General features: G+C 67.9%; 9 protein-coding genes. 2 read left to right on the top strand and 7 right to left on the bottom strand.

What is annotated here, in order from left to right; all coding sequences use genetic code 11:
• Nucleotides 1–194: 194 nt before the first annotated feature.
• The 3 genes from GOQ09_RS01145 to GOQ09_RS01135 all read right to left on the bottom strand — a co-directional run bounded on the left by GOQ09_RS01145 (nucleotide 195) and on the right by GOQ09_RS01135 (nucleotide 2,984).
• On the bottom strand, nucleotides 195–1,730 hold the full coding sequence (locus GOQ09_RS01145) for an ammonium transporter (protein ID WP_278189364.1): 1,536 nt from the start codon (nucleotides 1,728–1,730) through the stop codon (nucleotides 195–197).
• Nucleotides 1,731–1,751: 21 nt separating this feature from the next.
• A complete protein-coding gene (gene glnK, locus GOQ09_RS01140) occupies nucleotides 1,752–2,090 on the bottom strand; it encodes a P-II family nitrogen regulator (RefSeq protein WP_007833403.1) in 339 nt (112 codons plus the stop codon).
• Nucleotides 2,091–2,159: 69 nt separating this feature from the next.
• The gene (locus tag GOQ09_RS01135; RefSeq protein ID WP_157611356.1) at nucleotides 2,160–2,984 is read right to left on the bottom strand and encodes a TorF family putative porin; all 825 of its coding nucleotides are present in this window, start codon (nucleotides 2,982–2,984) and stop codon (nucleotides 2,160–2,162) included.
• A 214-nt stretch (nucleotides 2,985–3,198) separates the two neighbouring features.
• On the opposite strand from GOQ09_RS01135, the gene GOQ09_RS01130 reads away from it, so the two are divergent.
• Nucleotides 3,199–4,746 carry a YifB family Mg chelatase-like AAA ATPase gene (locus GOQ09_RS01130; protein ID WP_157611354.1) on the top strand — a complete coding sequence of 516 codons (1,548 nt, stop codon included), beginning with the start codon at nucleotides 3,199–3,201 and terminating at the stop codon, nucleotides 4,744–4,746.
• 10 nt (nucleotides 4,747–4,756) lie between these two features.
• Nucleotides 4,757–5,986, top strand: a complete 1,230-nt coding sequence (locus GOQ09_RS01125) for an MFS transporter (RefSeq protein WP_242630956.1) — start codon at nucleotides 4,757–4,759, stop codon at nucleotides 5,984–5,986.
• On the opposite strand, the gene GOQ09_RS26470 is transcribed toward GOQ09_RS01125, so the two are convergent.
• From GOQ09_RS26470 to GOQ09_RS01105, 4 genes are read right to left on the bottom strand one after another with little or no spacing between them, the layout of a single operon-like run.
• On the bottom strand, nucleotides 5,979–8,060 hold the full coding sequence (locus GOQ09_RS26470; protein ID WP_157611350.1) for a serine/threonine-protein kinase: 2,082 nt from the start codon (nucleotides 8,058–8,060) through the stop codon (nucleotides 5,979–5,981). The two genes, GOQ09_RS01125 and GOQ09_RS26470, sit on opposite strands and share 8 nt — an antisense overlap.
• Nucleotides 8,061–8,091: 31 nt before the next feature.
• Nucleotides 8,092–8,814, bottom strand: a complete 723-nt coding sequence (gene tagF, locus GOQ09_RS01115; RefSeq protein WP_157611348.1) for a type VI secretion system-associated protein TagF — start codon at nucleotides 8,812–8,814, stop codon at nucleotides 8,092–8,094.
• A 1-nt stretch (nucleotide 8,815) separates the two neighbouring features.
• Complete coding sequence (gene tssM, locus GOQ09_RS01110) at nucleotides 8,816–12,451, bottom strand: type VI secretion system membrane subunit TssM (protein ID WP_157611346.1); 3,636 nt, start codon at nucleotides 12,449–12,451, stop codon at nucleotides 8,816–8,818.
• A complete protein-coding gene (locus GOQ09_RS01105) occupies nucleotides 12,451–13,857 on the bottom strand; it encodes a DotU family type VI secretion system protein (protein WP_157611344.1) in 1,407 nt (468 codons plus the stop codon). The genes tssM and GOQ09_RS01105 overlap by 1 nt, the downstream gene beginning before the upstream one ends.
• Between the last annotated feature and the right edge of the window lie 3 nt (nucleotides 13,858–13,860).

Below are 13,860 nucleotides of genomic sequence, written 5' to 3'. Positions count from 1 at the left end.
CCGAAGCGCTCGCGGGCTGAACATCCAAAGGAGACCTTGCTGAAAAGGATCGTTTCTTGTGGTTCTTATAAGCAGCCTTCGCCTCGTATGCCCCCTTCGTGGAACACCGAGGAACCGGCTTTGCCGGGCCTCTGGTGTTGCCCCCCAGCAGGGGGGTTGGCGAAGCGACACGAAGTGCGCGAAGACTGGGGGGGTTACCTGTTGTATGCGGTCTCGCCGTGCGAGGAGATGTCGAGGCCTTCGCGCTCTTCTTCTTCCGACACACGCAGGCCGATGGTGAGGTCGGCAATCTTGAAGGCGATGAACGCCACCACGCCCGACCAGACGATGGTCAGCAGAACGCCCTTGAGCTGGATCCAGACCTGTGCGCCGATGCCGTTGGACACCACGCTGGCCGTGACCCAGTCGCCCACGAGGCCGGGGCCGCCGAGAGCCTGGGTGTTGAACACGCCGGTGAGCAGCGCGCCGACGATACCGCCGACACCGTGTACGCCGAACACGTCGAGCGAGTCGTCCGCGCCGAGCAGCTTCTTGAGGCCGTTGACGCCCCAGAGGCAGGCGAAGCCGGCGATGAAGCCGATGATGATGGCGCCCATCAGGCCGACGTTGCCGGCGGCCGGGGTGATGGCCACCAGGCCTGCAACGGCGCCCGAAGCGGCGCCCAGCATCGAGGCCTTGCCGCGCATCAGCGCTTCACCGATGCACCATGCGAGCACGGCGGCTGCCGTGGCGGTGAAGGTGTTCATGAAGGCGAGCACGGCGCTGGTGCCGGCTTCGAGGGCCGAACCTGCGTTGAAGCCGAACCAGCCGACCCACAGCAGCGAGGCGCCGACCATGGTGAGCGTGAGCGAGTGCGGCGTGAAGGCTTCCTTGCCGTAGCCGACGCGCTTGCCGATGACATAGGCGCCAACCAGGCCTGCAACGGCTGCATTGATGTGCACCACGGTGCCGCCCGCGAAGTCGAGCGCGCCCCATTGCCAGATCAGGCCGGCCTTGGCGTTGTTGGCATCCACCACGCTGGCGGCGGTGTAGGCGTCAGGGCCGAGCCAGAACCAGACCATGTGGGCCAGCGGCGCATAGCTGAAGGTGAACCAGATCACCATGAACAGCAGCACGGCCGAGAACTTGGCGCGCTCTGCGAAGGCACCCACGATCAGGCAGCAGGTGATGCCGGCGAACGTAGCCTGGAAGGCGGCGAACAGCAGCTCGGGGATATACACACCCTTGCTGAAGGTGGCGCCCGGTGCGAACACGCCGGTGGCCGGATCGAACACGCCCTTCATGAAGAGCCGGTCGAAGCCGCCGATGAAGGCATTCCCCTCGGTGAACGCGAGGCTGTAGCCATAGATGAGCCACAGCACGACGATCAGCGAGAAGGTGACCATCACCTGCATCAGCACCGACAGCATGTTCTTGCTGCGCACCAGGCCGCCGTAGAACAGGGCCAGGCCAGGAATGGTCATCATGATGACGAGCAGCGTGGACAGCATCATCCAGCTGGTGTCACCCTTGTTGAACGAAGGGGCGGGAGCCGCGGCAGGCGCTGCTTCGGCCGCAGCAGCGGGCGCGGCGGCAGGTGCCGCGGCCGCGGGGGCTGCAGCGGGAGCCGGGGCGGTTGCAGCCGGTGCCGTGGCAGCCGGCGCTTCAGCCGCCGGCGCCTGTGCGAAGGAGGCGGTGCCGGCAGCGAGCACGCTCAAGCCGAGCGCAAGAGAAACAAGCAGTTTTTTCATGGTTGTTTTTTTCCGGGCTGATCAGAGGGCTTCTCGGCCGGTTTCACCGGTGCGGATGCGAACGACCTGCTCGAGGTTGTAGACAAAAATCTTGCCGTCACCGATCTTGCCGGTGCGGGCAGCGCCTTCGACGGCTTCGATCACGCGGTCGACGAGGTCGTCGGACACCGCCGCTTCGATCTTGACCTTGGGCAGGAAGTCGACAACGTATTCGGCGCCGCGGTACAGCTCGGTGTGGCCCTTCTGGCGACCGAAACCCTTGACCTCCGTGACCGTGATGCCCTGCACGCCGATGGCCGACAGTGCTTCACGCACTTCGTCGAGCTTGAACGGTTTGATGATGGCTGTGACCAGCTTCATGATGACTTTCTCCTTCTTGGATGGATGAATGGTGCGGCAGCTTGGGCCGCACCTTGTTCTTGTGCCTGCTTACAGCGTCTTGCTGAGCGTAACGATGAAGCGCGCCTTGTTGGGCGAGTAGTACTGCTCGCCGATCGGGCCGAAGCCGAGGTCCACGCCCGGGTTGCTCAGCGCGAGGTAAGAGCTCTTCTTGTTGGCGCCCTGCACCGAGCCGGCCAGTGCCAGGCCGTTGCCGAAGTCATACGACACGCCCACGTTGTAGTCCACGTAGCTCTTGTAGCCCAGGCTGCGGATGTCGCTGGACATGTGCGTGTAGCCCACGGCCGCCTTCAGCGTGAGCTTGGGCACGATCTCCTTGCTGTAGGCCAGGTTCAGGTAGCCGGTGTTGCGGCCCTTCAGGCCCGAGCCCGACTTGTAGCCGGCGTAGCCGAAGTAGTCCTTGGAAACCGTGTGCGAGTACTTCAGGGTGAACGAGCCGATGGCTTCGTCGGCCCAGGTGCCCGCGCCGTACAGCTCGGTGGTGTTGCCGATGGAGTTGCCCGGGTAGATGTAGGTCAGCGCGCCCACGTCCAGGTCGAACGGGCCGGCCTTGAACTTGTAGCCGCCGTAGAGGTCGCTCTCGATGCTGTTGCCCTGGAGCCAGTTGACGCTGGAGTTCCAGTTGCCCACATAGAAGCCGCTTTCGCCGAAGGCGTAGTCGAAGCCGCCCTGGATGGCGGGCTTGAAGCCCTTGGTCTTGGCGTAGTCGTTGTTCCCGATCATGTCCTGGTCCTGGCCGCGGAACTTGTAGTTGCTGGTCAGGGCCACATTCCCCGAGAGCTGGGCGCTCGCCAGCATCGGCAGGGCTGCAAGACCGGCCACGGCCACTGCCTGGGCGAATTTACGGTGCATCATCGAGACTCCTCGGAGTTGGTTGGATAGTTGGGGGACACCGTCTCGTAGCAGGGAGCGTGCCAAAGTGCTCGTTCTTCCAGCCGCGCAGCGGCCGCCCGTCATCCGCAATCCGCTTGAAAAGTTACAAGAGTGTTCAGGTGCGACGCCCCTCCGGGCGCCGCGGTGCACAAGCCCGACCAAAAACGGGCGCACCATAATGGGGAGAGTAATAAGAATGAGCTTGTCTTTGGTGCAAAGCCGCGCTTTGCTTGGGCTGGAAGCGGCCAGTGTCACGGTCGAGGTGCATCTGGCGAACGGCCTGCCCAGTTTTACGCTGGTCGGACTGGCCGAAACCGAAGTCAAGGAAGCACGCGAACGCGTGCGTTCGGCCATCCAGAACGCTGGCCTCGAGTTTCCAAATAACAAACGGATCACAGTCAACCTGGCGCCGGCAGACCTGCCCAAGGACTCCGGCCGGTTCGATCTGCCGATTGCGCTCGGCATCCTGGCTGCCAGCGGGCAAATACAGTCCGCCGGCCTGGCAGGGCACGAGTTTGCCGGCGAGCTTTCCCTTTCAGGCGAGCTTCGGCCCGTGCGCGGCGCGCTGGCCATGGCGCTTGCGCTGCACACCCGCGGCATCGCGACACGCCTGGTTTTGCCTACCGAAAGCGCCAGGGAAGCCGCGCTGGTGCCCGGCGGCGAGGTGTACGGCGCCAGGCACCTGCTGGACGTGGTGCAGCGCTTCATGCCCGAAGGCGCCGCCGCGCAGCAGGCCGACCCAGCCGAGCCGCCCGGCGCGGATGGCTGGGCCCGCATCCACGCCGCGGCGGCCGGGGCCGCGCCCCTGTATGCCGACCTGGCGGATGTGAAAGGCCATGCGAGCGCCAAGCGTGCGCTCGAAATCGCCGCCGCCGGCGGGCACAGCCTGCTGATGGTCGGCGAGCCGGGCTCGGGCAAGTCGATGCTGGCGCAGCGCTTTGCCGGCCTGCTGCCGCCGATGAGCATCGACGAGGCGCTGGAGACCGCGGCGGTCGCCAGCCTGGGCGGCAGCTTCTCGACCGAGCGTTGGATGAGCCGGCCGACTTCTTCGCCGCACCACACGTCCAGCGCCGTGGCGCTGGTGGGCGGCGGCTCCCCTCCGCGGCCGGGCGAAATCTCGCAGGCGCACCACGGCGTGCTCTTTCTCGACGAATTTCCGGAGTTCGCAAGGTCCGCCCTCGAGGCGCTGCGCGAGCCGCTCGAAACCGGCACCATCACCATCGCGCGGGCCGCCAGGCGCGCCGAGTTTCCCGCGCGCTTCCAGCTCATTGCGGCCATGAACCCCTGCCCTTGCGGCTACCAGGGCTCGGCGTTGAAGGCCTGCCGCTGCACGCCCGACCAGGTCTCCCGCTACCAGAGCAAGCTCAGCGGCCCGCTGCTCGACCGCATCGACCTGCACATCGAAGTACCCGCGGTGTCGGCGCAGCAGCTGCTCGGTGCGCCGGCCGGCGAGGCGACCGGCAGCATCCGCGCCCGCGTGGTCGCCGCGCGCAACCTGGCGCTGCAGCGCCAGGGCGGCCCCAACCAGGCACTGCAGGCCGGCGCCATCGACCAGCATGCCGCATTGGACGAGGCTGCGCGCAAGTTCATGGTCAACGCCGCAGCCAAGCTCGGCTGGTCGGCGCGCAGCACGCATCGCGCCCTCAAGGTGGCGCGCACGGTGGCCGACCTGGCCGGCGCCGAATCGGTGCAGGCCGTGCATGTGGCGGAGGCGGTGCAGTACCGTCGGGGTTTGCGAAACTGACTCTCCAGCAGTGAATACACCCGACCCAACGCCCTACAACCGCCGCATGGTCGGGTGGCTGTCGCTCGGCCAGCTCATCACCTGGGGCAGCGTTTTCTACGGCTTCGCGCTGCTGATGGAGCCGGTCGAGCGCGAGTTGGGTCTGAGCCGGGCGCAGTCGTCGCTGGCCTTCAGCCTCGCGCTGCTGGCCGAAGGCGCCTTGGCGTGGCCGGTGGGCCGCTGGATCGACCGCGGCCATGAGCGGGCGGTGATGACGGGCGGCTCGCTGGTCATCGTGGCCGGCCTGCTGCTGCACAGCGTGGTGCACAGCGCCCTTGGCTTCTACGCGGCGTGGACGCTGCTCGGCGCAGGGCTTGCGGCCACGCTCTACAGCCCCGCGTTCTCCATCGTCACACGGCGCTTTCCCAACGCCTTTCGCCGCGCGATCATCACGCTGACTTTTCTCGGCGGGCTGGCGAGCACGGTGTTCATTCCGGTCGTGGCCTGGCTCATTGCGGAGCTCGGCTGGCGGCATGCGCTATGGGTGCTCGCGGCCATCCATCTTTTCATCTGTGTGCCGCTGCATGCGCGGGTGCTGCGGCATGCGCCCCATCCCGCAGCAGGTTCGAAAGCCGGGTGGCCACGCGCAGGCGCGGCGGCGGCTGTGGCGCCCGCAAGCCACTACATGCGCACAGCGCCGTTCCTGCTGGTGGGCGTTTTCACCGTGTTGCTGATGGCTGTCACGGCCGCGCTGCCGCCGCACATGGTGAGCCTGCTGCGCGGTGCGGGGCTGAGCGAGTCGTGGGCCATTGCCGTGCCCGCGAGCATCGGGCTGGTGCAGGTGCTGGGGCGGGCGCTGCTGTACTTCTTCGAGCACCACTTCGACCTGCATCTGGCGAACCGGCTGATTCCCTGCCTGATTCCGCTCGGCCTTCTTGCGTTGCTCGCGGGTGCGGGCAGCCCGGGCGCGGCGCTGCTGTTCGTGTTTTTCTATGGCATGGGCAACGGCATGCTCACCATCGTGAAGGGCACCGCGATCGCGCAATACGTGAACCGCGACCATGTGGCCACGCTCAACGGCGCACTGGGCTTGCCGAGCGCCATCGCCCGCGCGCTGGCACCCTTGATGCTCGGAGTGCTGTGGCAGCCGGGCACCGGCTACACGCTTGGCCTTTGGATGCTGCTGGCGGCCAGCGTTGTTGCGGTGCTGGCGCTGGTCGGCGCGCAGCGCTGGCGCCGGGTGCCGGGCGCTCCTACTTGAACTCGTGGCTGACCACGGGCGCCGAGCGGCTGTCCTGCACGGTCACGCGCTGCCTGTACACATCCAGATCGCCGTTGCGCACTTCGATGTTGTAGATGCCCGGGCGCAATGACAACGACTTGAGCGGCGGGCTCACACCGCGGTCGGCGCCGTCGACGAACACCTGGCCCCAGGGACGGATGTTGAGCACCACGCGCCCATTGCCGGGCGGAGCAGCCGGCTGCGTGGGCGGCGTGGCGCCGCCGGCCACCACGGTGGGCACGGCATTGGTCGGCGTGGTGCCGGGGGCTGCGGGCACGGTGGGCGAGAGCCGGTTCAGCTCGGCAATGGCGTTGCGCGCCTCGCGTGCATGCAACCCGCGGCGGTACCGGCGCAGGTAGGCCTCGTAGCCTTCGCGCGTGTTCTCGGCCTGGGCCAGGTTCCAGTCTTCGACTTCAGAGGTGGCGAGAGCGGGCTCCGGCGGTGTGACCGGCGTGGCCGGTGTGGTCGGGGTAGTGGCCGTGGGCGGCACGGCCGCGGTGGGGGGTGCCGCAGGTGCGGGCGCAATCACCGGCACGTTGTCCAGCGGCGTCAGCGAACCGGCCGGCGCGCTGGCCGCAGGCGCCGGCGGAGTGGCGCCGGCGGGCGCTGCCGCCACGTTGCCACCCGGTGCGCTTTCGCCCGGCGGCACGGCCGGAGGTGGCGCGTCGGCAGACATCGGTCCCGAAGGCGGAGGCACCGGCACCATGGCGGTCGATGTTTCCTGCCGGCCGGAGCTCAGGTGCAGGCCGATCCAGGCGCCGACGGCCAGCAGCGCGATCACCAGCACGCCGACCAGCTTCCATGGCGGCTGCGACGATTTCCTGGCGGGCGAAGGCGGCGGCTTGGCAGCGACCGGTGCCGCACGCGCGGGGGCGGCGGTCTTGGGTGGAGGAGCCGGAGCCCTCTCCGGGCCGGCCTCGGGCTGAGATGGCCTGGGCTTGACCGGTTCGGGCGAGGCGGTTTCGGCGCGTGCCGTGCCGGCCAATGCAGCGGCCTCCTTCACAACGGCGGGTGCCGGTGCGGGCGCAGCTCTCTGCGGCTGCGGCACCACCGCGGGCGCAGCCTTCGCAGGTGGAGGAACAACGACGGCCGGCACCGCCAGCCCGCTCACATAGGTATCGCCGAGCTTGGCCAGGCCCAGCTCGGCCGCGAACGCCGCCACGGTTTGCGTGCGGTCCTTGCTGTGCACTGCCAGCGTGTGGTCGACGGCGGCGCAGAACGCCGGGCTCAGGTCGTTACGGCCCAGCGACGACAGGGGCACATACGCGTCCTGCACGCTGCGCACCACGGCCGAGGGCGGCGGATGCCCGGTGACCGCGCGGTACAGCACGGCGCCCAGCGCATACAGATCGGTCCATGCGCCCTGCAGCAGCGTGTTGTCGTCGGCGTACTGCTCGATGGGCGAGTAGCCCGACTTCACCATCACCGCCACTTCGTCGACCAGGTCGGCAATCGACTTGCGCGCCGCGCCGAAGTCGAGCAGCACCGGCAGGTCGTCCTGCTGGATGAAGATGTTGTCGGGCGCGATGTCGCGGTGAAAGCACTGGCTGCGGTGCAGCGTTTCGAGCGCGCCGAGCAGCGGTCCCAGCATCCCGAGCAGCCATGCTTCGGAAATCTTCGATGGCTCCTCCTCGGCCAGGCGGCGCAGCGTGCGGCCGCGATACAGCTGGATGGCCATGTAGGCGGTGCTGTTCGCCTCCCAGAAGCGATGCACCCGCACCAGCGCCGGATGGCTGAACTGCGCGAGCGTGCGCGCCTCGTTGATGAAGCTGCGCAGGCCCGCCTGGAAGGTGGCGGTGAGCCGGTCGGAACGCACGTGCACGCTGTCGTCGCCCACGCGGCGCGCCAGCATCGAAGGCATGTATTCCTTGATGGCCACTTCGCGCTGCAGCGAGTGGTCGTACGCGCGGTAGACGATGCCGAAGCCGCCTTCGCCGATCACTTCGAGCAGCTCGAACTCGTCCAGCCTGTGGCCCGTGCCCAGCGGATGCGGCCGCTCTTGCGAATCGGCCGGCGCGCTGCTGCTGGCATTCCTGCTGGCGTTGGTCGTCATGCATCTCCTCCCGCGGCGGGGGTCTGTTCAGTCATGCCCATGGCACATGCCCCTGTGAAAACAACTTCGAAAACAATGGCGTGTTCAGGCCCCCGCCGTGGGCGGCGGTGCGAAGCGGCGAGCCGTCCGCCTGGTTGGTCCACCAGTAGCTGGTGCTTCCGAAGGCATCGAAGCACAGCGGAAGTTCGGGCCAGCCCAGGCGCTGCTGGGCCGCCGCGCCGGCGCCTCCGGCTGCGGCCCCGAGGATCGACAGGATGTCGTCCGAGCCGCCGCTCGCGGTCTGGAACCCGCCGTGCGCCGCGGCCAGCACCTGCTGGTCGAACTGGTCGGGCGCCACGCTATGGCGAATGGCCTGAAGCAAGGCGGTGCCGCATTGCCAGTACCAGGCGGCCGAGCCTTCGAGCATGGAGGGCCGGTAGCTCGATGCGGCCACCTGCAGCGTGACGCACACGGGGTAATAGCGCCCCACGCGATCGCAGCTTGGCGCAATGCAGCCGAACTGCACCGCGTCCACGCCCTGGGTGGCCGGAATCGCAAAGTTCCAGACCGGCGCGACGACGTAGTGTCGCGTCATCGCGTCGGGCCAGCGCTTGAAGGAACCGAGGCCGTTCTGCATCCAGCGGTCCCACCAGGCCTGCAGCTCGCGCGGCATGCGGCGGTAGAGAAAGTCGCCGGCCGCTGGCAGCTTGCCGTACCAGCCGATCTGCTCGTCGGCCGGCACCCACGCATGCGACGAGGGAAAGCCGCTGTTCATGTCACGACTTTCCCGGGCATGAGAAACCGCTCATCTGGCTGAGGCGCAGCGGGTTGTAGACGCTGTTCGCGGTCACTGCGAGCACCACCTTCTTGCCCTGCATGTCGAAGGTCGCGTTGAACGACTCGGGCGACCTGCCGGCCGAGACCGAGGCCTTGTCGAAAAGCCGGTGCAGCGCCCACGGCCCTTCGGTGACGATGCCGCCGGCCGGCGTGCCGTTGGCGGTGGTTACCTGCAGCCGCACCTGGTTGCTGTTGCGCGGGCCGGGCCACTTCACGGTGCTGGGCGCCTGCGGGCCGTGCGCGTAGCGCACCGTCTGTCCGTCGATGTCGAGCGTGAACTGGGTGAGCGCGGCGTCCATGTCCTCGGGCCGGATGTCGATGGTGAACGACGGCGTGCGGCCGCCGGCCATACCGGTAAAGAACACGTCGCGGATCGCCTGCGCCCTCTGGAACGAATCGAGATACGACGAGCGCCCCGGCGAGCTGCCGTCCACACCCTTCTTGAAGGCCCACGGGTTGACGGAAGTGTCGACCTGCGAGGCGAGGTTCTTCTGGAAGAAGTCGTCCATCATGCCGCCCGGCGAAAACAGCTGCGCAAAGTCGCCGGCCGCCACATCGCGGTTGGAGCCGCGCGAAAACGGATAGCGCCCCGCAATGGCCTGGTTGCAGAACTGGCCGATGGTGGCCGCCGCGCTCTGCCCGATGTTCTGCCGCGTCACGGCCGCGGCCTTGGACGACGCGGTGGCCGAAAGATCGTTCAGCATGCCCTGGAACGGCACCGGCAGCCGGCCCGCTTCGGCCTGCACCTTGGTGACCGCATCGCCGGACGGCGGAATGTTGCCGCTGCGCAAGGCGGTGTCGGTGGCGGTAAGGAAGGTGTAGAGCTCGTTGATGAGCGCCGCGGTCGCGTCGATGGGGGCCTGCCCGCCGGCCTTGGGCGCGGTCACCATGCGGCGAAGCGGCGCAAAGTGGTTGTCCACCAGCGACTCCGGCCGGTCCGGCGCCGTGTTGCGGCGCTGGCTGCCGTCGGGCTGGCCGATGAGCTGCTCGATGCGCTCGCGCGTGCTGGCCACGCGGTTCTGCGCCTGGTCGAGCAGGCTGCGCGCGGCCTCGTCGTGGTTGCGCAGCAGGTCGGTCTCGCGCGCTGCGCCGCGAATGAGGCGCGACATCGGCGACTCGGAGGTCGAGAGGACGCGCGTCATCTGGATGCTTTGCAGCAGCGAGCGGCTGTCGGCCAGGCGAATGTCGGCCAGGTACTCGTCCCAGATGCGGATGTAGTCGGTGAGATAGAGCCTGCGCACCTCGCGCAGCAGCAGCTCGCGCGAGGTGATGTCCGTCATGCCCGGTGCACGGATCTGCAGCACCCAGCGGTCTTCCTGCTCGAGCGCGAGCGTGGTCTCGGCCATGCGCTTGTCGAAGATGTCCCAGTAGCCGCGATAGGTGAAGAGCGTCGGAATGCCATCGGTCAGCGGCTTGCCGCTGGCGCGCTTGATGACCAGCGCCGACTCGGCCCCGCCCGCCTCCGCAATGCTGAAGGCGTTGGGCGGACTGGTCTGCAGCAGGATGCGCCGCAGCCGCGCATAAGCGCGCTGCGCCAGCGGCACGCCGGCTAGGCGGTCGCGCGTCTGCACCACGAGCCGGTCGTCCTTGGCAAAGGGCGAAGTCACCACGCGCCCCGCAAACAGCGCCTGCAGATGCGTCTCGAGGTTGGCGCGCTGCTCGCGCGTAAGAGCCGCGCCTATCTTGCGGTCCACGTCGGTGAGCAGCCACGCCTGCAGAAAGTCGGCGTCGTAGCGTTCGGCGTCGTACAGCATGAGGTAGGCCTTGAGCGCCTCGTAGCTGTATTCGGCATCGGTCTTCGAGGCTTCGCGCAGCGCCTGCTCCACGCGCTGGGCGGCCTGCGGCAACAGCACGCTTTCAAGTGCGCGCTGGTAGACGCCGTCGGTCGCCGCCTGCAGCTTCTCGCCCTGATATAGGCCGAAGCGGTAGCTCACCGGCGGATCGCCGATGTCGAAGTGGCTCGACTTGGGCAGGTCGCGCAATCTGTCGAGCACCAGCAGCGAGCTGGCGATGTCGCTGTTGGAGTCGACCACGGTCGGCAACTCGCCCCGCGCCGCGGCCTTGTTGAAGGCCTTGGCGTTGTTGTCGACCTCGGCCACGTAGTCGGTGTTGTTGCGCCAGCTGTTCACGCACGCGCCCAGCAACACCACCAGCAGCACGCCGATGAGGCTGTAGCCGGCCAGGTCGATGGCACGCTTGCGCCGGTACCAGCGCAGGTTGGTTCCGGCCACGCCCGCGTCGCGGAAGATCACCTGCTGCAGCAGCTCCTTCAAGAAGTAGCTCTTGCCCGGGCCCGGCGGCGGCGCCGGCGGCGCGTTGACCTGCAGGTAGCGCTTGATGGCGCCCATCACGCGGTCGAAGGCCGTGCCCTCCTGCGTGCCGCTGGTGAAGTACACGCCGCGCAGCATCGGCGCGACTTCGAACTTGGAGGGGTTGAACACGTCGGCCAGGAAGGTGCCCAGGATGTCCTCGAAGCTCGCGAATTGCTGCGGCAGCAGGTAGGCCTGCGCGCGGCGCATCTGGTCGGGCTCGGCCGCCAGCAGTTCGGGCAGGCGCTCATCCAGGCGCTGGTGCAGCAGCTTGTATTCCTGGTGAAAGCGCTCGCGCAGGTCGGCCTTGGCAGGGTCGGCCGGGTTGGCATCGATGGGGAAGGTAAAGCCCCACACCTGCGAGCGCTCGGCCCGGCCCAGCGAGCCGAAGTACTCGTTGAAGCCGGCCAGCAAGTCGGTCTTGGTAACCAGCACGTACACCGGAAAGTTGATGCCCAGGTCGTTGCGCAGTTCGAGCAGCCGCTTGCGCAGCGCCATGGCGTGGCGCGCGCGCTGCGCGTCGTCGGCCAGCGGCAGGTCGGCAATGCTGATGGTGAGGATTGCGCCGTTGATCGGCTGGCGCGGGCGGAACTTCTTCAGCAGATCGAGAAAACCCTTCCACTCGCTCTCGTCGGTCTCGCGGTTGCTCTCGTGCGTGGTGTAGCGCCCCGCGGTGTCGATCAGCACCGCCTCGTTGGTGAACCACCAGTCGCAGTTGCGCGTGCCGCCAATGCCGCGCACCGCGGCCTTGCCGAGCTGGTCGGCCAGCGGAAAGTCGAGGTCGGAGTTGACCAGCGCAGTGGTCTTGCCCGAGCCCGGTGCGCCGATGAAGATGTACCAGGGCAGCTGGTACAGGTACTGCCGGTCGAACACCGAGAAGCGGCCCGCGGCCTTGCCTTCGGCACCCGAGCCGAAGCGCATGTTCTTCAGTATGGCCGTGGCATCGGTGAAGCCGCTTTGCAGCTCCTTGATCTCGGGTGCGTCCTCGGGCTTGGCAGCCTTTTCCTTCGCGGTGGGGGTGCGCAGCTGGTTGAGCAGTTGTGCGTTGAGGCGCCGCTCGCGCCACTTGCGGTAGAGCACCCGCGCAATCCAGATCGTGAACATCAGCGCGATGACCACGATGCGGACGAACTCGCTTTCGAAGGGCCGGTAGCGGCCCACCGCAATGACGGGCCCGATGACCCAGATCAGGAACGCGAGAGCCAGCAGACCGAAAAAGACCCACAGGTCGCGGCTCACGAGAAAACGGAAAATCGCGCGCAGCATCAGCGGGCTCCTCCCTGCGGCGCGGTGGTGGCGTTGGCCGCCGCCACGGGCGCCACGAGCAGCGTCACTTCCACCCGCCGGTTGCGCGCGCGGTTGGCCGGCGAATCGTTGGGCACCAGCGGATCGGCATCGCCGCGGCCTTCGGCGCGCAGGCGCTCAGGCCGGGTCACGCGGCTCGCAATCATTTTCTTGACGGCATCGGCGCGCGCCTGCGAAAGCTGCCAGTTGGACGGAAAGCGCACGCTGCGAATCGGCTGGTCGTCGCTGAAGCCGCTGATCAGCACGTTGCCTTCCACGGAATTGAGCGCGTCGGCCACGCGCGCGAGCACAGGCGCATAGCGGTCGAGCACGCGGTCGGAACCCGATGCGAACAGGCCATCGCCGCGCAGCACCACCACGCTGCGGTCGGCCTCGTCGCGCACCGTCAGCAGGCCGTCGCGGATTTCGGGTTCCAGAAAGCGCTGCAGGCGCGGCTGCGGCGCGGGCAAGGCCACGGCACGCGCGGTCTGCGGCAGGCGCACCGCGTTCACGGCCGAGAACGCACCGTCGGAGCGGCCGGCCAGGCTGAAGGTGAGCACACCGAACACCAGCACCAGCAGCACCGCCGCCACGGCGCCCACGGCCCACAGCGGCAGCCAGTTGCGCGTGCGCCGCACCGGCGCGGTTGCGTCCTGCCAGTGCGGAGACAGCGGCACGGCAATTTCTCCGCGCGTTTGCCGAATGATCTGCAGCAGCCGCTGCTTGAGCGTTTCGAGCTGCGTGCGGCCGTTGTCGATGACGCGGAAACGCCCTTCGAAACCCATCGCCAGGCAGAAGTAGATGAGCTCGATGAGCTGCAGATGCTGCTGCGGGTTCTGCACCAGGCGCGACAGCAGCTGGAAGAACTTTTCGCCGCCCCAGGTCTCGTTGTGGAACATCACGAGCAGGCTCTGCGACGACCAGATGCTGCCGCCCCACGGCGTGAGCGCGGCGGCCTCATCGACGGCAGTGCACAGGCAGTAGCGCGCGCCGATGATCACCTCGGGCGCAATGCCGCTTTGCTGCGCGCGTGTTTCGAATCGCCTGACCTCGTCGACCAGGTGCTCGCGCAACTGCGCAGGCGCGTCGTGGTGGCCCGTGGCGCGAATCTGCGGAATCAGGTCGAGCAGCGGATTGGCCGCCGCCACGAGCGGGTTGTTGCCCGCGAGCGCCGTGTCGCCTGCATGCGGACGCCGCGCGTCATGCCATGCGGTGAATGACTGGGGCTGCTGGCCGAGGCCGCGCGATGCCGGGGACATGCCCGTCGCGTCGCCATTGCCAATGCCTCCAATGCCGCCATTGTTGCCACCACTGCCGTTGTTGCCGCCGCCCGGGTTCGGCGGCACGAAGCCACCCGGACCGACAGCCATGTCGTTGACACCGTTCATAGG

Source organism: Variovorax paradoxus, from assembly GCF_009755665.1.
Classification (GTDB): domain Bacteria; phylum Pseudomonadota; class Gammaproteobacteria; order Burkholderiales; family Burkholderiaceae_C; genus Variovorax; species Variovorax paradoxus_G.
Note: the sequence above shows the minus strand (reverse complement) of the source record. Positions and strands in the feature narration are given on the sequence as shown.

Bases quoted from the DNA above. Each gene is read 5' to 3' on its own strand.
- GOQ09_RS01145 (WP_278189364.1), bottom strand. From the start codon at position 1,730: ATGAAAAAACTGCTTGTTTCTCTTGCGCTCGGCTTGAGCGTGCTCGCT.
- glnK (WP_007833403.1), bottom strand. From the start codon at position 2,090: ATGAAGCTGGTCACAGCCATCATCAAACCGTTCAAGCTCGACGAAGTG.
- GOQ09_RS01135 (WP_157611356.1), bottom strand. From the start codon at position 2,984: ATGATGCACCGTAAATTCGCCCAGGCAGTGGCCGTGGCCGGTCTTGCA.
- GOQ09_RS01130 (WP_157611354.1), top strand. From the start codon at position 3,199: ATGAGCTTGTCTTTGGTGCAAAGCCGCGCTTTGCTTGGGCTGGAAGCG.
- GOQ09_RS26470 (WP_157611350.1), bottom strand. From the start codon at position 8,060: ATGACGACCAACGCCAGCAGGAATGCCAGCAGCAGCGCGCCGGCCGAT.
- tagF (WP_157611348.1), bottom strand. From the start codon at position 8,814: ATGAACAGCGGCTTTCCCTCGTCGCATGCGTGGGTGCCGGCCGACGAG.
- tssM (WP_157611346.1), bottom strand. From the start codon at position 12,451: ATGCTGCGCGCGATTTTCCGTTTTCTCGTGAGCCGCGACCTGTGGGTC.
- GOQ09_RS01105 (WP_157611344.1), bottom strand. From the start codon at position 13,857: ATGAACGGTGTCAACGACATGGCTGTCGGTCCGGGTGGCTTCGTGCCG.